Raw genomic sequence first — 24,030 nt, forward strand, 5'->3', positions numbered from 1 at the left:
GATACATTTACTTTATATTTTTTTTATATCTTTTTAATCACGAATTTTACAGCCAAAATCTTGCCAAAATTGAATACGAAAAAAATTGTCATAGCCGGCGGCCCCGGTACTGGAAAAACATCTATTATTAACGAACTCATTAAAAGAGGCTACACCTGTTATGAGGAAATCTCTCGAGAAATCACTCTCGAAGCACGTAAACAGGGCATTGAGCAACTTTTTTTAACCAAGCCATTACTCTTTAGTGAACTTCTATTAAAAGGACGTGTCAAGCAATTTAAAGAAGCAGAATCGAGTGATAGAGACCTTGTTTTTTTAGATCGCGGTATTCCTGACATAGTTGCATATATGAATTATAGTGGGGACGATTACCCTGACTACTTTACCGAAGCCTGCAAAAATCACGAATATGACCAAATTTTCGTACTAGAACCTTGGCAGGAAATATTTGTTAGCGATAGTGAGCGCTATGAAAGTTTTGAACAGGCGATAGAAATTCACAATCACCTTATTGAAGCCTATCAAAATAACAACTACACTTTAAAAAATGTACCTTTTGATACTGTAGAAGCACGTACAGATTATATTTTAAACACGGTTAAAAACTTATAATGCAGCATCCAATACACATATTGGAACGCTACTGGAATTACACCACCTTTAAACCGCTTCAAGAAGATATTATAAATGCCGTCATTGAAGGCGAAGACACCTTTGCGCTTTTACCCACTGGCGGTGGTAAATCATTATGTTTTCAAATTCCCGCATTGGCTAAGGACGGGATTTGCATTGTTATCTCCCCGCTTATCGCACTCATGAAAAATCAGGTGCAGGCCTTACAAGATAAAGGGATTAAAGCGATGGCTTTAACTAGTGGTATCAGTTATAAGGACCTAGATACCATGCTTGATAATTGTATCTACGGAAACTATAAATTTTTATACCTCTCTCCAGAACGCCTTCAGCAAGACCTTGTAAAAGATCGCATCCGACTTATGAATGTGAATTTAATTGCTGTCGACGAAGCGCATTGTATATCGCAATGGGGAAATGATTTTAGACCGTCTTATAAAAACATTGCCGAACTAAGGGCGATACAGCCAACGGCCAACGTTGTTGCTTTAACAGCAAGTGCAACGCCCGAGGTGGTTGAAGATATCATTACCCAATTGGACTTTATCGCTCCCAAAGTATTTAAACAATCGTTTGCTAGACCCAATCTAGCGTATATGGTTTTTACTGAAGAAGATAAGTTTTACCGATTAGAAACCATATTAAGAAAAAACACCGCCTCTTCTATCATTTATGTAAGAAACCGAAAGGCCACCCTCGATATCAGTCGGTTTTTAGAACATAAAGGCTTTACGGCAACACATTATCACGGGGGACTTTCTAATAAGGAGAAAGATGATGCCTTGGACGATTGGATTAACAACCGCAAGCAGGTTATGGTGGCGACCAATGCCTTTGGAATGGGTATTGATAAACCCGATGTAAAGACGGTTATTCATTTAAATTTACCGGATAGTATAGAGAGTTATTTTCAAGAAGCAGGACGTGCCGGTAGAAATGGTGAAAAAGCCTTTGCTGTTATTTTAAAAGATAAAAATGACGAAGCTTTAGTTGAAAAACAATTTTTAAACGTTTTACCATCGGTTGATTTTATAAAAGTCATTTACAAAAAACTGAGTAGCTATTTTCAGGTGGCTTACGGTGAAGGTGATTTTGAAACCTTCGATTTTAATTTCAATGTTTTCTGTAAGACCTATAAATTCAATACCATATTAGCTTATAATGCGCTTTTGGCACTAGACCGTACCAGCATTATTACTTTATCGAAACAATTCAATAAAAAAACACTGATTCAAGTGATTGCTAGTAACGCATCACTATTCAACTATTTAGAAACCCATACCGATTGCGCGCTAGTTGTAAAAACTATACTTCGTACTTACGGTGGTGTTTTCGAACAAGAAACGAAAATTAACACGGTTCTAGTTTCAGAAAAAACGAGGCTTCCGGAATTTAAAGTAATAGGCATTTTAGAGCAATTGGCAAAGGCAGAACTGATCAGCCTTCAAAATTCTAAAACCGATGCACAAATCACCTATCTCCAACCACGAGAAGATGACAAGAGCATCAACCGCATTTCGACGGTTATTAAACAGCAGAATGCGTTAAGGCAACACCAAGTACAATCCGTTTTAAATTATATTTCTAACGATACCCTATGTAAAAGCGTACAGCTCCTCTCCTATTTTGGCGAAAAGGAGGTTGCCGACTGTGGGGTTTGTAATGTCTGTTTAAAAAAGAAGACAACCCCAAAGGCAGATAGTAAATCGGTTAAACACCATATAATTGAGGTATTAGAAAAAGGAGATTTATCATCTAGAGAATTAGCCGAGCAATTGCCTTTTTCTGAGCGTGACATACAAAGCACTTTGACTGAATTATTAGAATATGAGGTTATTACCCTCACAAAAACAAACACCTATAAATTAGCACATATATAATGAAAGAGACACACAGAGATTTACGAATTGTATTTATGGGCACACCCGATTTTGCTGTCACCCAATTACAAGCCCTTTTAGACAACCACTTTAATGTCGTTGGTGTGATTACAGCACCAGACAAACCTGCTGGTCGCGGCCGCAAGTTAAATGAAAGCGCAGTAAAAGTGTATGCTAAAGACAAAGGCTTAACTTTATTACAACCAACAAACTTAAAGGACGACACTTTTTTAGCCGAGCTTAAAGCCTTAAACGCCAATTTACAAATTGTAGTAGCGTTTAGAATGCTCCCTAAGGTGGTTTGGCAAATGCCAGAATATGGTACTTTTAACCTACACGCGTCCTTACTACCGAATTACCGTGGGGCCGCTCCGATAAACTGGGCGATTATAAATGGCGAAACGGAAACTGGGGTGTCGACATTCTTTATCGATGAAAAAATTGATACTGGAGCTATGATACTTCAAGAAGCCCTAGCTATCGATCCCAATGAAAATGCAGGTAGCCTTCATGACAAGTTGATGCATTTAGGGAGTGATTTAATACTAAAAACCGTTAATCTTATCGCACAAGGCGAGGTAAAAACCACACCACAGCCAGAAGATGCCATAAGTAAAACCGCTTACAAGTTAAACAAAGACAATTGCAAGATAGACTGGAATGCGTCTATACACGACATTCACAACCACATTCGTGGCTTGAGTCCGTACCCTGCCGCATGGTGTCTTTTTCAAAATGGCGAGGATAGCTTAGATATAAAGATCTATGATGTAATGAAAGAGATGGAGGCTCATGATTTAAGTGTAGGCCAAATTGTAAGTACTAAAAAAGAACTTAAGGTGGCGGTAAAAGAGGGTTATATATCTATACTTAAAATTAAACTTCCGGGGAAAAAATTAATGGATATCAAATCGCTTTTAAACGGTTATGAAGTTAAATCTGATGCTAAAATGCTCTAAACCCCCATCAGTACTGATATTACAAGAAAACACAGAAAACCAACCTTCTTTATTAACAAAATCGATAAGTTATTAACAATATACTGCATTTCCCCCGTCATTACTTGCATAGTAGCATAATCCGTATAAATTTGTAAAGGATTTAACAATAATGTTTAACCAACTTTTATTAATATTAAAATTAAAATTATGAACAAAACAGATTTAATCGATGCTATGGCAGAACACGCAGGAATCACTAAAGCAGCTTCTAAGAAAGCTTTAGAATGTGCGTTAACTGAAATTGAAGGGGCTTTAAAGAAAGGCGACAGAGTTTCATTAGTAGGTTTCGGATCTTGGTCAGTATCTGAAAGAGCTGCTAGAGACGGAAGAAATCCTCAAACTGGAAAAACAATCAAAATTAAAGCTAAAAAAGTTGTAAAATTTAAAGCTGGTTCTGATTTATCAAATGCTGTAAACTAAGATTTTAGCATCAATAATATAATTAAGCCTTCAGAAATGAAGGCTTTTTTTATGGATTTTATTTTTAAAATATTGCATTTAAATAAAAAAAAAACTACTTTTAGTTAAATTAAATCTTTCTAAAATGATTTTAACTAAGCCAACCAAAGGAGATTTATTAATTGCAGAACCCTCAATAATCGGGGATTTATCTTTTAATCGTTCTATCGTATTACTCACAGATCACACAGATGAAGGTTCTATTGGATTTATTTTAAACAAGCCATTAGGTTATACTATCGACGAGCTTATTCCTGAGATAGAAACCCCTTTTAAAGTGTATAATGGCGGACCTGTAGAACAGGACAACCTTTACTTTATTCATAAGGTACCGGAATTAATACCCAACAGCATAGAAATATCGCTAGGCATTTATTGGGGAGGTGATTTTAGTGAAGTCTCGAAATTGATTATTCAAGGCAAGCTTACTGAAAAAGACATCAAGTTTTTCTTAGGCTATTCGGGATGGGAGATCAATCAGTTAGAGAACGAATTAAAAACCAACGCTTGGGTAGTGACTAAGAATGTGCATAAAAAAGCAATTATCGAAAAGGACTACGAGTTTTTCTGGAGAGAAAAAATGGTAGAACTGGGAGGTAATTACAGCATTTGGTCTAATGCACCAGAAAACCCGAGTTACAATTAACCGAGTCTTACTTTTACATTAAGCTTTTGCAATACACTTTTTGCAACTGTATTCTTATACTCCTTTTTTCTATACTTAGTAATAGGTTGTATTCCTGTGATAACGTTTGTAATAAACAGCTCATCGGCCTTTTGCAATTCGAAAGGTGAAATAGAAGCTTCTTCAATTTCTAATTCAGGCATTAATTCTAAAATCTGAATAATCTGTTTACGCATCACTCCTTTTAGGCAGCCATCGGTTAATGGCGGTGTTTTAACGGTGTTTCCTTTCACTAAAAAGATATTACCATTCAAGGCTTCAACCACACTTTTATCGGTGTTTAAAAGCAAGCAATTATCCAAATCGTTTTCTTTGGCATACACGCTTCCCACCACGTTAATGGCTTTATTATTTGTTTTAAGGGTCGACAACAGACTTGGCGCAATATAAAAGTCCTTAAACAGGTCTACTTCGTAAAGTTCTTCGCTTAACAAATAAAAATCTTGATCTATTTTTTGTGCTGAAATAATAAAGGTGACTTCTTTATTCGTTGGTAAATACAAACCTCCAGTAGCTCTATGCACTTGTAATTTAATACGGGCAGACGCTTGGTTGAGACCTTCACTCTCTAGGGTTTTTAAAATTTCAGCTTCTAAAAACTCCATGGTAAACGCCATAGGAATGTCCATTCTCATAATACGCATTGACGCCATCAGTCGGAAGTAGTGATCTTCCCAAAACAAGAGCTTCCCGTGAGAGGCTTTTATCGTTTCAAAAAGAGCATCGCCGTATGAATACCCTCTATTTGAGGGCGTTAAAACACTATCGTTTTCTTGAATATTACCGTTAAAATTTATCATAAAAAAAGTCCTGAATTTCTTCAGGACAAATATAAGTTTTAATTCTATTTTTTATGCTATGCCGACCCTAATACCTGTTTTAAATCTGAGATTTGATTTTCCCAAAGCATTTTAGATTCTTCCACCTCATCTTCTTCGGCAAAGTCGGTAATCATGATAGACACATCTTTGGTGATTTCATCGACTTGAATTTTAATTTCAAAAAAGTAAGACTCCACTTCGTCCGCCAACCATTTAAATTTAATACGCTCGCCACTTTTTTTAGTAACAAGTTTAGCCTGTTCTTCGGATCCGTCCCAAATGAACTTAAACAATTCTCCTCTAGAGTTCACATTATCGGCAAACCACTCTGATAAACCAGATGGCGTAGAGATGTATTGGTATAATAATGAGGGTGAAGCGTGAATAGGAAATTCTAATTCGTATTTAACTTTTTCTTCCATGTTTTCTTTAAAAAATTATAGCGACAATATATACATTAATTGGGAAGTTTAACACTCATTTTGAAATAAAAATTTTTATTTCATTTTTTATTTGTGTGATTGGAAATAGTTGTTATATTTGCACTCTCAAAATTATGGCGAGGTAGCTCAGTCGGTTAGAGCGTCGGATTCATAACCCGGAGGTCACGAGTTCAATTCTCGTTCTCGCTACAACAGTAAAAGTCCGATACGGGAGTATCGGACTTTTTTTATGCGATACGCTAAAAGCTTGCTTTTAAAGCGTAAACGCATAAAAAAAGTCCGAAATAATGCGCTAGCATTATGGACTTATACTATTGTACAGCTCCCCCAAAAAGAATCAGCGAAGCTAATTCGAAAAAAAAAACATTAAAGCTTACTTTAAAACCTCAACCCAGAAAAAAGTCCGAAATAATGTGCTAGCATTATGAACTTATACTATTGTACAGCTCCCCCAAAAAGAATCAGCGAAGCTAATTCGAAAAAAACAAACCCCTTAACTGAATACGCTAAAGCATACATTAAAACCTAAACGCATAAAAAAAATCCGAAATAAGGCGCTAGCATTATGGACTTATACTATTGTACAGCTCCCCCAAAAAGAATCAGCGCAGCTAATTCGAAAAAAACAAACCCTTAATAGCATATGCTAAAGCATACATTAAAACCTCAACGCATAAAAAAGTCCGAAATAATGCGCTAACATTATGGACTTATACTATTGTACAGCTCCCCCCAAAAAGAATCAGCTCAGCTAATTCGCAAAAAAGAAAAAACATTAAAGCTTACTTTAAAACCTCATAACTAAAATTCATATAAAGATTCTTCAGTCGTTCCTCATTAAAATAGTAATTAGTAGCTAGTAAATAGTAGTTAGTTTTAATCTCCGACTAATTGATGTATAAAATCTCCATGTCACTTCGAGTGGTTTTCGAAGAAGCTAGAGGCTGGAAGTTGGAAACTGAAAGTCCTAGTTACGAATTGATTAACGAATTGTCATTGACTGCGTCGAATCTTCGATTTCTGAATGCAGTGAAGAATCTTGTGCCTCATTTGACCTTGATCAAAATGAACATAAAACTTCAATTTTCGTACAGATTCTTCGGTCGTTACTCATTAAAATAGTAATTAGTAGCTAGTAAATAGTAGTTAGGTTTAATTCCGGTTCTCATCATACATAAAATCACCATGTCACTTTAACGAAAACAAAAGTCCCTATTAGGGATTTAGGGGCGGGATTAGTGGTCAGTAGTTATTGAAAAGCTTGTCGTTTTTAATGGAGTCCTTTTCTTTTTTTCATTGCCAAAAAAAGAAACAAAAAAGTCTAGGCTGATTTTCGTAATCTTGAAAACTGCGCAAAATCCTTATCATGCGGATGGCAACCGCTGCGCTAGGCCATCCTCCGCTGCCTGCCGCTGCGGCTTTTACTTGTTTTGCTACGATGACGAAAAATAGGCCGGGAACCTCCTTAAGTAAGTTTCTATTTAATCGTGAAAAAGTTAGTAATTAGTAGCTAGTAAATAGTAGTTAGTTTTAATCTCCGACTAATTGATGTATAAAATCTCCATGTCACTTCGAGTGGTTTTCGAAGAAGCTAGAGGCTGGAAGTTGAAAACTGGAAGTCATAGTTACACAATGAACTATTATTTGTCATTGACTCCGTCGAAGCTTCGATTTCTGAGTATAGCGATGAATCTTGTGATAATTGTGACCTCGATTAAAATGGGTATAAAACGAAATAATGCGCCAGCATTATGGACTTTCACTAGTGTACAGCTCCCCCAAAAAGAATCAGCGCAGCTAATTCGAAAAAATCTAAAAACAAACACATCATTTCTCCATAACACCAATAGAAAACTAAGATTACAACACACTCCTCGTAATATTAGCCTAGCCCACTTTTCATCACTAAATTTTTCTTAACTTGTTAAGGCATTAATTCTAAACACCTCACTATGAAAACTCACTATAACATTATTATTGCTGGTGCCGGTGGCATTGCGGAAGCGGCTGGTCTTATTTTAGCGGAGTGGAGTGCTGTAACCCCTACCATTTACATTGGAGATCAGCTTTTAGAAAAAGCGCAAAGCGTAGCCCAATGGATACTAGACGGCACCACAAAATCCTGTGAGGTGATTCCCTTTCAAATGGATGCCACCGCTTTAAATACTGAGACGGACGCTATTTTTAAAAAAGGTGATGCCCTACTCGATTGCTTACCGGGGAGCCTAGCGCCACACATGGCATTAATAGCGAAAAACCACGAGCTGCAGTATGCTAATCTTACCGAGTATGTTGCTGAAACCAATCGTATTATTGAACTCGCAAAAGATGCCGACACCGGCTTCGTTTTACAAACGGGATTAGCTCCTGGGTATATTGATGTACTAGCACATTATCTATTCCAAAACTTTTGTGATCAATACGGCGTTAAGCAGGTGGACCGCCTAGAATTAAAGGTGGGTGCCCTAACCAACCACGCCATTGCGCCCCATTATTATGGTTTTACATGGAGTCCTGTCGGTGTGGCTACCGAATATATAAAGAACTGTATTGTGATTCGTAACTATAAAAAAACCACTGTTCCAGCACTCTCTGAACGCGCCTCTATTATTATTAACGGCATTCATTATGAAGAAGATCTGACTTCTGGTGGGGCGGCAGATTTACCTGATGCCCTAAGTGGCTTGGTAAAACACCTCGATTATAAAACCCTAAGACACCCCGGACATTATAATTGGGTGGAACAGCAGCTCGAAAAACTAAAACACAGTGACAATCCGATTTCCGGATTGCAAAAGGTAATGCAGACAGACATTCCGCATATCGAAGATGATCAAATTGTTATTTATGCTGCTGTAGAAGGCAAGGACGCCAGCGGTAAATTACGCCGTCAAGAAATCGCTAAACGCATTTACCCACAGCAGGTCGGTAAACACAAGTTAAGAGCGATTCAAACGACTACAGCAACACCACTACTCCAAGCTATAAGCTGGTTGTTAGAAACAAAACCTAAAGGCGTGATTCTTCAAAGTCAGCTGGAAGCTAACGCTTTTTTAAATGGCGATTTTATAACACGCGTCTACGGACCAATTAAGTCATCGGTTTAGGGCGTCTAGCAGACACTAAAAACATAAGTCCTTTATCTCACTACCATCACGATCTATAAGTCGTTTATCTAAACGCTCACCCGTCTTATCAAAGGTGTACAGGTAGCTTTTTCCTGTCTTACTAACTGACAAGCTATAAGTGTCTCCAGCTTTTAATAGCGTTGTAAAATACGGCACCTTTTTATGATAGTCGTAGTTGTTTAGAATTTCATGTTCATAAAATAACGCCACTTGAATGGTACTGGCTGTTGTATTCTGGTAAGGAAACGTCCCTAGCTCATTACTAGGATCTATTCTTTTATTATTAAGCATAAGATAGTCTACAGCATGCAGTCTCTCATTTTCAAAATGACCACTCGGAATAAGGCTATAGTCGGTGTTGCTTAGTGTTCTATAAGAATTAAGATGGGTCTGACTTATAGTTAGTGGGTCGATATTATACAGGTTTTTAAACTGAGTAGCCATCCATTTTTTTCCACCGGCTGTGGGTTGTTCAAGAATATGATCGATTCCAGCAAGCACTATCACCTTGCGGTCCGGATTCAATTTTAGTGTTTTATTGTACAGGTTCTCCGCTTGCCCCAGCTCTCTGTTTTTATTGGGGTCTGTGTTCTCATAGGCAACAAACTCATAGCCTAGAGCCTTTGCCTTTCGAATAAGGTTAGCAAACTGCTGCTCGCTAGTATAAAACCCCGTTTCCATGGTAGGATATGAATTGTTTTGATTCAACACACTATCTTGACCACTAGCCAAAGCCTCTAACGCTAAATAACGGTACCCGATATCCCTAAGTTGTTCTAAAACATCAGAAACGAGTAATCTATGATTAGGTAAGAAATGGTTTTCATTAATCATTACTACCCTATGGTTTTTCGCTTTGCTTACAATACTATCAATAGCGTTATCCGTCGCGTTTACATGTTTTTTAATACGATTAACAATGGCTTCATTAGGTTTAAATCTAGACTCGAGCGACTTTAAGTACTTTGTATACTCGGTGTTATTCCCAAGAAACGAAGCATAGGTTAATTCCATTTGAAATTTTGTCCATTCTTCTTGTTTGTCATAGGTAGGAAATAGCTGAATTTCATTTAGGACGGCATAAAATTTATTTGAATTTTCATGTTTTTTAACCACGTCCATAACTGTACTTATATCCTTCCTGTAGCCCGGACCTAATTCTACGCTTTTAAACATCTGCTCTAAATCGATAGCTAATGATTTTCTAGCATTTGTAACTCGTGGTCGCCCTATAAACTGCAATCTATTCTTTTGGATTAGGGTATCAAAAACAATCAGATCTTGAGGGTATTGATGCGCTTTATTTTGTGATACCGTTACAAAAACATCGTAAGGCGGATCGTCTGTTTTGCCATAGACTAAGACGGGATCTTTTAGTTTAAACGGCTGCTGACGTATAATCTCCTGTAACTCCTTTTTATCGGTAGTATAGGTTATATCTGCTGGGGATTTAAAATACAACTGCAAATCAGCATTCACGATATGCAAACTGTAATTTCTTACATATCTATTCTGTTCAAAATGCTCGCTTATTTTAGGAGCACAGCCACAGAGAGTAAGTAGTAAAAGGGTGGATAGTATTTGTGTTTTCATTTTTGGGAAGTTCGGTTTGGTATTTGTTACGACTAGTAACTTACTAAATTCGTTTCAAAATCCGTATACGAAGTATTGAATTTTAGAATTGATTGGTATAATGCTTTAAAGTACTTATGTAGTACACCTAACACGCCTCTACTATAAAGTAGGTATTTATTTAATATGCTATACACACGCTATACCTTTAGGTTAAATCGTTTATGTTCATTACTTTAGGATACACAAAACACTTTATAATTATTCTATGGCCGAGCAACGCGGATTATTAAAAATTAGCGGTACGATTGGGGATTTAAACTTTTTTATCGTGAATGGCAAGGGCTATGTGCGCAAGGCAGGTGGCGGTTTTAATGGAGACGCTATTCGGACACAAGACCAGATGAAACCTGTTCGGGATAACGCCTCCGAATTTGGGCATTGTAGCAGGACTAAAAGTCGGTTTCGTCGCGCTTTACTCCCATTCTTTGGCGGAATAAAAGGACGACAGATCCACTCAAGATTAATGACCTTATTTACACAGCTTAAAGATTTGGATTTTGTTTCAGAACGTGGAAAACGTCAAATTAAACTTGGCTTACAAACCGCTAAAGGAAAACGTGTATTAAAGCAGTTTGAATTTATTCCGCAGCAACGGCTAATGACTGATCTCTATGAACATTCTGTGTTTGATTGGAACACCCAGCAGCTAACGGTAAACGATTTCAACCCCAGTTTATACAATACTCCCAAGGCTGCCACACATATAGGTATAATTTTGGGTGTTTTAGATTTTGACTTTGATCATTTTGAGTCCGCCCTAGAACGTTCTCCGACTTATTTTCTAGCCGTTGATTCCCTTGCTAGCTCCTTTAATTTGGAGCTCTCGAATAGTATTGCGCTAAAACACTCCAGAGTTACGGTTATAGGACTCCGCTACTACGAGATTATCGACCAAGAGGTTTATGATTTACAGTCGGGTATTGCGGTTAGGGTGTTGGATTATAGGGAATAAAAGCAATTATTATTGGCTATTTGAATTTTTATAATCTATAGTCCCACATTGTCTTCATTAAAGCTCAGCATTAAACACGAAGAGCACTATTAATTAATTAGTAACTTATTTAAATCTTCAGGACTGCCATTAAAATCGTTAGCATCAACAGTTGTTCGGATGCCTTTAACCACAGCTTTTTCTGTAAACTGATGAAAATCCCAATCCACATTATCAACACGGTGTTTACCAGAGTAAGCCGCTATCCATAGCGGGTAGTCGTCTATATGCCCTTTTAAATTATCTTCATAAAACGTCAACCCTGTATACACCATAGGTTTTACCCCGTATTCCTCTTCAGCTAATTTTAACCAATTAAGCACTCCTGTTCTTAAGTTTTTCATTCCAAACCGACTTTCCTTTTCAATATCTAGAATAGGTATAAAATCGCCTTTTATCAGCTTAACATTATCAGCATAATTTTCAAATTGTTTTGTTGAGTTCTCATTAGGTCGGTAATAATGATAAGCCCCACGAATATAATTATGTTGCTTTGCTTTTTTCCAATTTTCCTCAAAGCGAATATCTTCACCATTTACCCCCATTGTAGCACGAATAAAGACATATTCGATAGGGTGATGGGAAGTCCCCATTTCTACCCAATTAATCGTTCCTTGATAATGCGATACATCGATTCCGAAAATATACATAGAACTAGAAATGGAAGGATCTTCCTCCATTTTAAAATAGGTGTTCTTTTTACTGGTTAATGGCACTATTACCAGGGCTAAAATAATTACTGTCTGACCAATTAGCACCCCAATCAGTATTTTATAATTCTTAAAAAAACCGAGTACTCCACCTTTGTTGGTGTCCTTCTTTTTAGATTGGCTAGTACTTTTTATTATGAGCTTATTTAAAAAATAAATAGCTAATACACACAGTACAAAAACGACAAACGCTAGCACCCAAAACCTAATAGGATGGATTTCTTTAAAATCAATAATGTGATAATAAATCTTTCTAATCATGTAGTGTATTATAATGTATTTTTTTTATGCAAAGTTCTACTGCTTTCAAGGGGATAAACTATCTAAACAGACTAATTAATATAACAGCATTTTTTTAGAAGATTTTCTCCATCCTGCCTGATTTTGATAGTCGACAAAATAAATTTTTAAATCTGCTTGAGCTTCGTAGTCCACGAAATAAATTTTCTTTTTTGCCTGGTTAGCATATTTAGTAAAAAACCATTTACCATCGTTATCACCAGCTTGATTTTGGTACTTTACTTTAAAGACTTTTAAATCGGCTTGCGCTTCATAGTCAACTACAAACACTTTTACATCAGCCTGATTAGTATAATCTACTGAATACACTTTTTGAGCCTGTACAACACCAAACGAAAGGACGATTGTAAGTAAAATCACTAATTTTTTCATAGGTACTTTAATTTTTTAATTTGAGACTTGCCATTGTCCTATTCTGAATATACTGCCACTAGATGTTACATTTCAAGTAAAAGGTCTGGAAGATTTATTGCATATAATAAAGGCTAAATACACTACAAATAATATCAAAACAATATATATTATATTTTCCCGCTTTTATTGTAAAAAATCGTAAATACTAGAAATTAATTAAAGATTATTACTGTTTTTTCTGAACCACTCTACAATATCCAGATACTTGTTATGAAGTTCTAAAAAACGCTCTAAAGAGTCCTCTATCCTTCCTGCTTTATAGTGCTCAGGAAGTGGTTTATACTTTTTCATTAATTCATTATACAAAGCATCTATTTTATAAAAATAGTCTACCACATATTCGTAGCCTGAAATGTCAATATCAATTTTTAAACTGTCTGAACTATAACTTATAATATGTGGCTTTTCCGTTTTAGTAAACCCTATTAGCCTATAAGCGTCACTCTCTTTCTCAAAATACCATAAAACACTATCTCTTTCAGACGCTATTTTTTGATAGTCAATTAAAGCTTCTATGGCATGTTCTGCTTGACTTTTTAAAAGTGCTACTCTTTTTATATCATAAACAGACTCACTAACCTGCTCATATAATTTAACTCCCATCCATGCAAATGGTCCTAAGTCGGTTATAAACTTTTCCAGATAATTATAATCTTCTAAGCACGCTACAAGCTTATCTAAAGGCACACCATCCTCAAAGCGGCTTAAAGCTATCTTAAAGTCCTCAAACAAACTTTTTATTTGTAAGTATTCTTTACTAGGTTTAAAGTTTACTTCTTGATCCTTGCAAAAATGAAAACTGAGATCAAAACTCTTTTTTAAATCTGTAAAATTACTAAGCTGATTACAGATATACATATCTTTTACATCACCCTCAGAATCACTTTCTATAAACAAGTCAAGAAAATAACCCGTATTAGAATAGAAAGTCATGCCTTCACACCCTTTATTACAAGATCCACAAATACCGAAAAATACATCATCAAAAGCAAAGCACCCTTCTTTTTTGGCTTCTTCAAACTCCGATTCTAATGCTCCTATAAATTGCGCCTTCGAAACATTCATATAAGATTTAGTGTCGTCTAAAAGCTGTTTTAGTGCATGTGTATCAAAGTTTTTGATAGCTTCGATGATTTGTTTTTTCATAGGTTGCTTTTTCTATTATTATATCAAGAGACAATGAAATCTTCAAATCGTTTTCCATTACACTTAAAACAAACTCCCGACTGAACATGATTATATTCTGGAAAAACGCCTGCTCCTGCACATCTAGAACACAGAATTAATTGTTGAACAACATTACCACTTGAGTCAAGTTTCGGAATTGAAGCATGTGCATGCAGTTCTTCATGACATTCCCAACATAAAGTAATCAAAGCGTTATCTGAATATTGCCACGCATAGCACCCCTCTTGATAGAATTTATGATGTACATGTAGACCTAAAACCATATCCCATTTCCTTTCTTTTAATTCAACATTATAAACTGCATCATAGGTTTTACTTGAGACCTTTCCTCTAATTCCATTCTCTATAATCAGTAATAAGTTTGAGTTTATTTCTATACAATTATTATCAATCATTTTAAGCCCTAAGATTTGAGCGCTAGTTTCCCCTTCCCTATAAAGAGCTACATAACTTTTATCAGTTGAAAACTCTGATTGATCAGTAAATGCTATTAGAATTTTATTTTTTTTCAAATCCCAAATATGCGTAAGATACTTCTCATTTTTAATAAATTGACTTTTAGCAGCATTAACAGGCAATTGATTACTAAAAATTAATCCGATATTATATTTTTTACTATAGGAAAGATTATTACAATGCTGGCATTCGTAATTATCTCTTTCAAGAATCTGTTTTCTCTTTGCTTTCCAGCGGTTATCTAATAATTGTTCTTGATATGTCATAAATTATAATTTTCATTAAGAATATAGAAGCCCTTAATCGATATTTGACGTAAAACCCTAGGGCTAAGCACCTTTTTAAGCTAGCATTTTTTCAATCTTCTTACACTATCATTATCACCACTCATATCTAACGAAGTCGGTTCTAAGAGATATAGAATAACGTCTTTTACGTTCAGATTTTTAATAGCAACATATATGAATTTATTTAAGTATATTATTTGAGCACATTATATCCTTTCCAACCCCAATCGTTTTTAGATTTATTAAACGATAATATCGATCTAACTTTAATCTTATCATCATTAGATAATTTGTTAAGCTCAACAACATCTGGTGGAATAAAAACACCATCTAAAAATCCAAAATTCTTACCTTCCGGTATCTTTAAAGCTCCAGAAACCTCTTTGATTGCTGGAACATCTTCCATAGATTGGACTTCAATTGTTTTAATTGTTAACGCTCTGTAAAACCCTTCATTGCCAATAGGTTCTATTCGCACTTTTAATACATCGCCAATTTTAGGATTGTTCAGCATCCCTTCGTAGTTAAAAAAGCCATGCAATGACTGATTTTTCACAAAATTCAATATGTTCTTATGCTGATTAACAAATTCTACAGCTACTACGAGTTCTGGTATATTACAATACAGTAATTCTTCCGCTTTTGCTCTATTCTTATTATAAAGTTCTTTGTTATTTGCATGTGCTTTGGTTTTAGCATACCAAGAACTTCCCGTTAAATTTGTTATATCATTTGGTATTCGCCATCCTTTGGACTCGCGAACAGCAATAATATTTTTTAATTCTGTTTTAGCCTCTGCATACAATGCCCGTTCCACTAGAAGTTTTGTAAAAGCCTGTCTCGTTTTAATTAAAAACTCATTAGGTGTTCTAAGACTTAATGCCTTACAGTAGCAAGCAAACTCAAGATCCTTGTCATCAGTAAAAATTTCAGCCATTAGCCCCCAAACCCAAAAATCATTTTGTTTTTGTTTTGCAAATGGTAAGAAAGCATCAAGTACATCTTCTTTATTGCCCAAAGACATCAGCATTTGAGCTTTATAATAGGGTAAGTATTTATATTCTGGGTGTTTTTCTATAATAGCATCCAATTGAGGCAGAAATTGTTGAACTTTCTCTTTGTTTACTTCTCTAATAGCACCAAAGGCATCTTTAGGTTCTCCTTCAATCAATTTCTTACAGTAACTCCCATAAACTTTATCAACTAGTGCAGACAACTGTCTATTATTATATTCCTCTGACTGATAATCTGCAGGCATAAAGTTTTCTAAGCCCCACCAGTCTGCAAAGTCTAAAAATCTAGACCAATTTTGAGCTCCTTTCTGGAAGGCATTCATTAAAACACTATAACTCTCTGAAGGCTTAGTAAAGTGAAATTCTCTAATATTATCGAAAATTTGATTAACCTTTGAAAAGTCAACAGGTTCTGTTTTTTGAATTTTAAAAAGCATACTTCCTATTTGATATGCAGAGGTATCAAAGATCATAACTTCCTCTTCTGGTAAATTTAGGTCTTTGAGTTTGATTAGGTTTTCAATGAATCCATCTACATTGACTTCCCTCACATTTTTCTTTAAAAACTCATAATATACCCAGCTAATATTTCGTTTACACCAAATATTATCCGGTTGGGCATTTAGCTCCTCTTTCGCCATAGCAAGCGCTTCATCTAATCTTCCCGATTGTCTTAATTCTTTGATTTCTTTAGCTGGCATAGTCTTCTAGTTTTTCTGTTAATAATAGCAATTTTTGGTCATTCTCACATTGATATGTTTTAGGCATTACCGTAGAAAAACGACCATTCTCTTTAAAATAAAATTGAATGCTAGCACTAATACTATCTGTAACCAAAAAGTATTGAACAAAATACTTTCCAACTTGCTCATCTATATTTGTTATTGCTATGTCTAATTCTTGACAACATGATCTCATTATAAAATATAAAGACTCCAAAAACTTAGCTCTTGGTTTATAATCTAAACCTAAATCGGTTGAATAATTTTGATTAAAAATAGTTTCCAATAATTCCTCATCTTCTTTACCTGACTTATTTTTAACTTCAAATTGATTAATAAAATGTCCTGAACCTCGATGACTTGCCTCTAAAACAAATTCTCTGTTCGAACTATTTTTAAGAGTATATTTTTCTAGCCAATCATTAGTTTCAACATTTATGATATCAAAATCTGTAGTTTCCAACGCATCTTTTACTTCCCAAAACTTTAAACTTTTTGCTCTGTGATGTTCTTTATTATGATAAGGTGAGCAATTTACATTCTCTAAGTACAAGGCGTTATTTGGTATTTTACCAACATTAATAATATTAGAGATCTTTAATCTACTAAAAGTTGTTAAATGTGGTGGATTAATTGCGAATATCGTATTTACGCCTCTTGTGGTTGCTGTGTAACTCCATTTCAATACATCATTAGACAAACCGGTTCTTCCAGTATAATCTATAAACACTTTGTCCCATTCACCACCTTGTGACTTATGGCAGGTTATTGCATAGCCATATTTAACTTTTAAAGCATTATAAAAAGGATCTTTTACTAATTCGTCTTTAAACTCTTTAGAACCTACTTTGAATTTTTCTAGACCTAATTGTTTTCTTCTGTCCTGTTCGCTATTAAAACGCATTACAAAATTGATATACAACATCCTTGTCATATCCAATGTTAAGTCCCTGTCTATACTATTTAATAAATTATCAATAATATAACAGCTTATTTCTTCATCAAAATGAGGCACTCTAAACTCAATTTTTCTAAATTTTAGTTTAATTATTTCTTGAGAGCGCTTACCATTTTTTTCAACGTATACGGGAGCAGATTGTTCTACAACATGATTTGAAACGTGTACCACCTTTGCCAAATCTCCATTAAACAGTTGTGTTTTGTAAGTATACTGATTGTTGTTGTTAATCATGATGATATCTCCTTCAACAATGTCCTTATTTTCAGAAAATAATTGTTCTCTTATCGCAAAATTATAATGGTAACATTGTGCATTTGAAAAAGATATAATTACACCATCACCAATTTGAGGATTTGGATACAGTTGTGTGTATTTATTAACTATATCATAGGTCTCTAATTTAACAAAACTGCTATTATCATATTTTAATTCAATTGTACTTCTTGATGATTCCTTAAGCAAACCTCTAATAGTATTCGCGTTTTCTAAAATCAGGTTATCATCTTGACGCATAACTTGAGTTAATTGAGCGATTTGGCATACAAACCCTAATTCTTCAAAAAAAGATAATTCTAATGCTTTAGATTGATTGTCTCCAACAGGAGGCAACTGCGCAGGATCACCTACGAATATAATTTTGTTGTTTTTATTGGTTTGAAATGTATGTGATAGCAAATCATCTAAAAGGATGTTTGTACCAAAATCAAAAAGCTCGTTTTTCGATTCTCTACTAGATATCATAGAAGCTTCATCTACAATTAAAACCCTTTCTGCATTATTATCTAAATCGATAGGAAATAGATACTTTATATTATGCTCTGCTAATTCTTTTGAATCTGAATTAATTGACTTTAAATCTTCTAATTTATAGATACTACTGTGAATAGTTTTACCAAAACCAGTTTTATCTCTTAATACTTTAGCTGCTCTACCTGTAGGCGCCATAACGTTAAACTGCTTTTTAGTTTCCTCTAAAAAATTTACAATACCTTTTATTAATGTTGTTTTACCTGTACCTGCGTAACCTTGGAGAATAAAAATATTATCTTCACTTTTTAAAAAATCACTTATTTTATCAATAGCTAGCTGTTGATCTTGGTTAATATTTATATGTCGAAAGTGATTATGCATATTTATTAGTTTCTTATTTAACACAAATGTAATTTAGAGGCATGCATCTTTTCTGCATGGTTAATCTTTAAATATGTTTTCACCTTAAATTCTTGTTAAATTAAGTGATATTTAACAATCCACTATTGATAATTTTATTAAGTAATATAACATCCGTAATTGTAACATCAATAACATTACCCATAGTACTATTTAAATGAATTATATTATTCCTTTTGCGAACTAACTCATTTATTGATTCAAATTTAAATTTGTTATCATTGACAAAATCGAGTGTATTATATATTTTTATATCCCATCTTAAAGCTCTTTTTTGATTCTCATACTCATGATTTGTTTTCCTATAAAAGCCATCATCATTTTGATCTTTATCAAAATACTTTAATCGTTGTAAATTTTTTCGAAACTGAAATTTATAAACACCATTTTCCTTAATAGGATTTTCTATTTCAATAACTCGGTTAGAAATATTCTCAATTATTGAAAAGTATATTAAAAACACTGCGGTTAAATTTTCTTGCCTTAATTTATTTTGCAAAATATTTAAACTCAATTCTGACCATTTTAAGACTTCATCGACAAACTCCTTAGGTAAAGGATTAGATGATTTTTTAAAATTTTTTCTAGGAATTAATACCGTTTTAAGTTTTTCAAGATTATTATAAAAGTCTTTTAAAAAGCTGTTCTCAAAGCAAAAATTCATTGTTTCTACCATATTTTCAATTGATTGCTTTGTAAAACTAGCATCATTACTGTTTTCTGGAGATTCTTTTAATATAAAACCATCTGCACCAGCTACTTGTAAAGCTTTTAAATTCCATACTTTATTGGTTGCAGAAAATATAATTACCTGAATACCTGGGTTTATTTTTTTTATTGCTTTTAATATCTTTAACCCTGACACTTCTGAAATATCATTAACTTGAAAATCTTGAGGTAACAATCTGAAATCCAAAATCACTAAATCGATATCCTCTTCTTTTATTTTAACTAGTGTTCCTTCAATTAAGTTTTCTTGAGTAGTTTCTTTGTAATTTATATCTAAAATTTCAAAGTGTAGATCATTTATATCACCTAATATATATGAAAAGATTTCTTCCCAACCTTTTTCAGCTTCATCATCTATATATAATATCTTTGGCTTTCCTGAATAATTTATTTGAAGCTTATCTGCATTTATTATTGTAGACTTACTTATTGGATATATTGTTTGTAAATATTTGAAATATAAATTATTTTCTATATTTTTTTCTATTCTATTAATACTTTCATCAGAAGCATTGATGGTTTTAGCCCAACGGTAAATTGCCCACTCATTAGCTATACTATGAGAATCCTCATAATTTGTAGGAGGATTTATAGTTACTTTGTCTAAATACTTATTAAAATCAAAAGATAAACCATCAGAAAGTTCTAAATTTTTTACTGATTTTTCTATGGTATCAAAAGCATATTTTGAAAGGTTTACATAAAAAACATTAGGTGTTAATAATATATTAGCTAGAGAAGAAAGTTTTAGTAGTTGTTTCTCATTGAGAGAACCCATAATTATAATAGGAGTTTTACGAAAAGACAAATTTGGGGTTAACCTTATATGATGGGCTAACCTTAAACCTGAAAATTCTAAAAAATTTTCGGTAATACTAATTGGAATTGTAATCGAATTTACTTCAACATTGTTTAATCCTTCAAGAGTTTCATGAATTCGAGTATCAATATCTTTTACATAACCATTATTAGGCACTTCTTGTAATTTAAAAAAACTTGAAGTGTTAAAGTTTTTTATTTCTTTAATCAGACTATTTCTAAATAAAATATTATCCATTTTTATATTGACTTTAATAAGTTATTTTGAATATCTTCTTTTAATAGTTGTAATTCATTTAACTGAATTATTCCATCAAAATTTTTAAAATAATTTTCTTTAATCCATTCAGGAACTTTTAATTCGGCAAGTATTATTGATAAAGGTCTAGGAGTATAATCTATAATATAAAAAATTAATTTATCCAATAAACTTACTTCCAAATTAATTTTCCAGTTTTCGCCAAAAGCTAACAGTAAAATATTTAAATCATCATTTTCTAAATAATTAATGAATGAGTTACTATACAAGTCTTTTGAGTTGATTGTTAATAAAATCCCATTTCCAATATTTTGCAAAGTAACAGAAGAAATACCTCCTGAAAACAAAACCAATGTTTTAGAATTTTTCTTAGCAAAATCAACTAGCCTTAAACGTTCATTTGCAGATAATGCAGATCTATGAACAATTATAACTTGAAAGTCGTCCAGTTGACTCAAGTTACTTGAACTCAATATTTTTTTGTACGTATTAAATTTTTCGAACCCACAAACATTCTCTAAAATCGAAATTTTATTTAGATCTTTATTCAACTTTTTTGTGAAATTTATTTGTCTATTTGGTCTGTCTTCTATTAATATTACTTTTTTCATAAATAAAATTTTAATAAGTATGTAAAACCATCACATAAATAATTCTCGTCCTTTTTATCTAAGTGTTTAAATTCACGATTACTGGTAAGATAATTAACTCTATAAACTTGTTCATCTTTAAATTCTCCTATAACAGAGAAATCTGCTAGATTTTTCAAGTTTTCGATAATAGTTGATAGATCTCCTCCTTTTGGTTTTAATATCTTTGGATCATTTATACTTCTTGTACATTTAGATTCTAACTGTGTAATACTCAATTCGACATAATTCTCTTCAAAATTTTCATCAATACGACAAATAATATTAGGAAACTGAGGACGTTTCTTAAAACTACCAAAAACAATTTTAATAACAGATTTTAAATATGGAACATCCGTAAAGAAAGAAACACCCTCAGTATCTTGTTGAACAAGGTTAAAATCATAACCTAACTCACTTGTCCATAAAAAATTAATCAGATTTACTAAAGCAGAATTATCTTCTCTTATTTCAATCTCATTTTTAAACTCGGATACATATTGATCAAATAACAATAAATTATGCTTAGTGTCTAAAGATTTTATATTTTCAGGAATGCTAAAACTGAATGGATCGTTTTCAGAATTCTTCATATATAATTCTAAAGGTTTAGAAGCCCAACCAAATTTTAATCTTTTTTCCCCCCAAACATGATAATATTTTTCGTCTTTTTTCTCTCCTAGCTTATTGTTAAATAAAAAATTAGAAATTTTTGCAGATAACCTTGGATTAAGCATCGTTAATTCCTTACTTATATCATTCCATTCTTCCTTAATCTTAATTGTAAATTCTTCAAAACTTTGAAATTTCCCATACTCCCAACTATGGGTAGTATATTTCAATGCTTTGGAATTATCTGAAAATTGATTCATCAATTTAACTAACGAAGGCGCATTATTCAATTTTGGAAACTCTAAGGGTATATTATCCTTTGTTTTATTAATCTGAGCTTCCTTATATTGTTCTGCAAAGCTCTTACTTTTTTTAGTCTCCCTCATATCAACCATATACTCACCCAAACTATTTTCTTTACCTGCTTCTGGCCATTTAAGATCAGGAAAAATCGATTTTTTATTGTGTATTTTTTCTTTTCTCTCTTCAACTAAAAGCTCAAAAGCATTCATAGGTTTTTCACCCTCACTTTTTACTTCATCAAACCCTATTTTCTTTTTAATATTTATTATATCAATAATAACCTGATCGTCACGTTTTGAAAAACTCTCCAATTCCTTAGATACTAACTTTAGAAACCTATCTTTTTGAGAAGCACTAAACTTCTCGTTCTCCAACAGCTGTTTTATAAAATTAAATTTGTTCATAAATTAAAACATAGTGGTGTTATTGAATTTATAAATCTCCATAGCTTTCTCTATTCCATTTTCCTCCCAAGCCATAAGTGTTTTTTCAAGCATACTTTCAGTTCGAGTAAGCCGTGTAAATCGAGCATTTAACTTTACATACGTACTATCGCCATGCCCCTTTACCATTTTCAGGTACTCTAATTTACCCATCAGTACATTTTGGAAATTAGGTTTTCCTGTTTTTATATGCCCTTTGTCTTTAGCGTAGTCTCTTAAAAAAATGGATTCTGCTTTATTAAAACCATATTTTTCCCAATAATATAACCACATACGTAATTGCTTAATGTATTTAGAGTTAACATTAACTTTAGTATTCACTGTTAAACCAGTTACTTCTTGTCTAGTACCGGTTTGCTGCAAACGTGTTTTTTTATCGTTTAGGATTAAGTTTTGATCCTCAACAATTATTCTATTTAACTCTTTTAAAAACACTTCATTTTTAAATACATTTACGTGAGATGAAAATGTAATATCATCGGCATAACGCGAATAGTTAACTTTAAAGCGTTTTGCTAAACCATTTAATCGTCTATCTAATTTTACACATAGTATATTGGTAATTGTTGGAGATGTTGGCGCACCTTGAGGTAAGACGGTTTTTAATTTACCTTCAACTTCAAAAGGATGTGTACATAGTGATGCTAATAAAAAAGCTAAGGGCTCTAAATCTCCACTTAGATTAAAAGGTGGATACATAAACCCCAACTTAACTCTGTTTCTATCAAAAGAATGAAAAAAATCTTTTAAATCAATATTGTAAACATAGTGATTACCAACATGTTGTTTAGCATTATCTACAATAGACTTACCCAATACGAAACCTGTAGCTTTCGGGTGAGGCGTTGCTATACAATTTAAAATAACATTTAAAGGTTTTAAAATATGCTTTAATCCATTTACAGGTGAATTAATAATACGCTCTCCTCCGCTTTTCTTTTTAATTGAAAAACTTGAATAGCGCTTATCGCTATAATTTGGGTTAGTATAGTAATTAAGTCCCTTAAGAGTTAATGATTTAAAATCATCACCATACAAAAGCAAATTGACTTTGTTTATTAACACCAGCAAGTCATCCTTAGTCTTTAAGGACCTAAATTGCTTTATTAGTTGCTCTGTATGTTGTTTTTCTAGTTTCATTGTTATAAAATTCTAGAAAACCTAAACGTCTATTCTTTTTGTATGATTTTAAACTTTACATATCTTATTAATATTACATTGAAATAATATATAATAATAATATAAAAAATATAATAAATGCTATAAATAATTAGAACCAATTATGTGTTTTAAACATTGTGGACTAATTAAAAATAACATTCTTATTCCAATCGAATAA

Annotated in this window: 20 protein-coding genes and 1 tRNA gene; 8 read left to right on the forward strand and 13 right to left on the reverse strand. The window is 33.2% G+C overall.

Going from position 1 to position 24,030, the window contains the following annotated elements; genetic code table 11:
• Positions 1–69 precede the first annotated feature (69 nt).
• The 5 genes from BLV64_RS03760 (at position 70) to BLV64_RS03780 (ending at position 4,619) form a co-directional block, all read left to right on the forward strand.
• Positions 70–612: an AAA family ATPase gene (locus BLV64_RS03760; RefSeq protein ID WP_092132936.1), complete on the forward strand. Its 543-nt coding sequence runs from the start codon at positions 70–72 to the stop codon at positions 610–612.
• Positions 612–2,513: a RecQ family ATP-dependent DNA helicase gene (locus BLV64_RS03765; RefSeq protein WP_092132643.1), complete on the forward strand. Its 1,902-nt coding sequence runs from the start codon at positions 612–614 to the stop codon at positions 2,511–2,513. Before BLV64_RS03760 ends, BLV64_RS03765 begins: the two co-directional genes overlap by 1 nt.
• Positions 2,513–3,472, forward strand: a complete 960-nt coding sequence (gene fmt, locus BLV64_RS03770; RefSeq protein WP_092132645.1) for a methionyl-tRNA formyltransferase — start codon at positions 2,513–2,515, stop codon at positions 3,470–3,472. Before BLV64_RS03765 ends, fmt begins: the two co-directional genes overlap by 1 nt.
• A gap of 189 nt (positions 3,473–3,661) precedes the next feature.
• A complete protein-coding gene (locus tag BLV64_RS03775) occupies positions 3,662–3,934 on the forward strand; it encodes an HU family DNA-binding protein (RefSeq protein ID WP_092132647.1) in 273 nt (90 codons plus the stop codon).
• A 124-nt stretch (positions 3,935–4,058) separates the two neighbouring features.
• Positions 4,059–4,619: a YqgE/AlgH family protein gene (locus tag BLV64_RS03780; RefSeq protein WP_092132650.1), complete on the forward strand. Its 561-nt coding sequence runs from the start codon at positions 4,059–4,061 to the stop codon at positions 4,617–4,619.
• Here BLV64_RS03780 and BLV64_RS03785 read toward each other — a convergent pair.
• Positions 4,616–5,458 carry an aminotransferase class IV gene (locus tag BLV64_RS03785; RefSeq protein ID WP_092132652.1) on the reverse strand — a complete coding sequence of 281 codons (843 nt, stop codon included), beginning with the start codon at positions 5,456–5,458 and terminating at the stop codon, positions 4,616–4,618. The genes BLV64_RS03780 and BLV64_RS03785 overlap by 4 nt on opposite strands.
• A 56-nt stretch (positions 5,459–5,514) precedes the next feature.
• Positions 5,515–5,901 (reverse strand): START-like domain-containing protein, encoded by a 387-nt coding sequence (locus tag BLV64_RS03790; protein WP_092132655.1) that lies wholly within the window; start codon positions 5,899–5,901, stop codon positions 5,515–5,517.
• A gap of 136 nt (positions 5,902–6,037) precedes the next feature.
• Between BLV64_RS03790 and BLV64_RS03795 the strand changes: the two genes are divergently transcribed.
• A tRNA-Met gene (locus BLV64_RS03795) sits at positions 6,038–6,111 on the forward strand.
• A gap of 1,763 nt (positions 6,112–7,874) precedes the next feature.
• The gene (locus BLV64_RS03805; RefSeq protein WP_092132660.1) at positions 7,875–9,029 is read left to right on the forward strand and encodes a saccharopine dehydrogenase family protein; all 1,155 of its coding nucleotides are present in this window, start codon (positions 7,875–7,877) and stop codon (positions 9,027–9,029) included.
• A gap of 15 nt (positions 9,030–9,044) precedes the next feature.
• Here BLV64_RS03805 and BLV64_RS03810 read toward each other — a convergent pair whose 3' ends face one another.
• The gene (locus BLV64_RS03810) at positions 9,045–10,643 is read right to left on the reverse strand and encodes a hypothetical protein (RefSeq protein ID WP_092132663.1); all 1,599 of its coding nucleotides are present in this window, start codon (positions 10,641–10,643) and stop codon (positions 9,045–9,047) included.
• Positions 10,644–10,890: 247 nt separating this feature from the next.
• Here BLV64_RS03810 and BLV64_RS03815 point away from each other — a divergent pair, with 247 nt between their 5' ends.
• On the forward strand, positions 10,891–11,637 hold the full coding sequence (locus BLV64_RS03815) for a hypothetical protein (protein ID WP_092132666.1): 747 nt from the start codon (positions 10,891–10,893) through the stop codon (positions 11,635–11,637).
• 89 nt (positions 11,638–11,726) lie between these two features.
• Here the strand turns inward: BLV64_RS03815 and BLV64_RS03820 are convergent, their stop codons facing one another.
• From BLV64_RS03820 to BLV64_RS03865, 10 genes are all read right to left on the reverse strand, one after another.
• Positions 11,727–12,647, reverse strand: coding sequence for a glycoside hydrolase family 25 protein (locus tag BLV64_RS03820; RefSeq protein WP_092132669.1), 921 nt, complete (start codon positions 12,645–12,647; stop codon positions 11,727–11,729).
• 75 nt (positions 12,648–12,722) lie between these two features.
• Positions 12,723–13,058, reverse strand: a complete 336-nt coding sequence (locus tag BLV64_RS03825) for a 7(1) septoil knot domain-containing protein (RefSeq protein ID WP_092132672.1) — start codon at positions 13,056–13,058, stop codon at positions 12,723–12,725.
• A gap of 198 nt (positions 13,059–13,256) precedes the next feature.
• Complete coding sequence (locus BLV64_RS03830) at positions 13,257–14,246, reverse strand: hypothetical protein (protein ID WP_092132675.1); 990 nt, start codon at positions 14,244–14,246, stop codon at positions 13,257–13,259.
• Positions 14,247–14,269: 23 nt separating this feature from the next.
• Entirely contained in the window at positions 14,270–15,010 is a 741-nt protein-coding gene (locus BLV64_RS03835; protein ID WP_092132677.1) for an HNH endonuclease, read from the reverse strand.
• A 214-nt stretch (positions 15,011–15,224) separates the two neighbouring features.
• The gene (locus BLV64_RS03840; protein WP_092132680.1) at positions 15,225–16,745 is read right to left on the reverse strand and encodes a DUF7017 domain-containing protein; all 1,521 of its coding nucleotides are present in this window, start codon (positions 16,743–16,745) and stop codon (positions 15,225–15,227) included.
• A complete protein-coding gene (locus tag BLV64_RS03845) occupies positions 16,735–18,858 on the reverse strand; it encodes an ATP-dependent DNA helicase (RefSeq protein WP_092132682.1) in 2,124 nt (707 codons plus the stop codon). Before BLV64_RS03845 ends, BLV64_RS03840 begins: the two co-directional genes overlap by 11 nt.
• A 100-nt stretch (positions 18,859–18,958) precedes the next feature.
• Positions 18,959–20,683 (reverse strand): response regulator, encoded by a 1,725-nt coding sequence (locus tag BLV64_RS03850; protein WP_092132685.1) that lies wholly within the window; start codon positions 20,681–20,683, stop codon positions 18,959–18,961.
• A gap of 2 nt (positions 20,684–20,685) precedes the next feature.
• Positions 20,686–21,315 (reverse strand): hypothetical protein, encoded by a 630-nt coding sequence (locus BLV64_RS03855; RefSeq protein ID WP_092132688.1) that lies wholly within the window; start codon positions 21,313–21,315, stop codon positions 20,686–20,688.
• Positions 21,312–22,652: a hypothetical protein gene (locus tag BLV64_RS03860; RefSeq protein ID WP_092132690.1), complete on the reverse strand. Its 1,341-nt coding sequence runs from the start codon at positions 22,650–22,652 to the stop codon at positions 21,312–21,314. Before BLV64_RS03860 ends, BLV64_RS03855 begins: the two co-directional genes overlap by 4 nt.
• A gap of 3 nt (positions 22,653–22,655) precedes the next feature.
• Complete coding sequence (locus BLV64_RS03865; protein ID WP_092132692.1) at positions 22,656–23,831, reverse strand: reverse transcriptase family protein; 1,176 nt, start codon at positions 23,829–23,831, stop codon at positions 22,656–22,658.
• Positions 23,832–24,030 lie beyond the last annotated feature (199 nt).

The organism is Bizionia paragorgiae (assembly GCF_900107625.1).
In the GTDB taxonomy this organism is placed as follows: Bacteria; Bacteroidota; Bacteroidia; order Flavobacteriales; family Flavobacteriaceae; genus Bizionia; species Bizionia paragorgiae.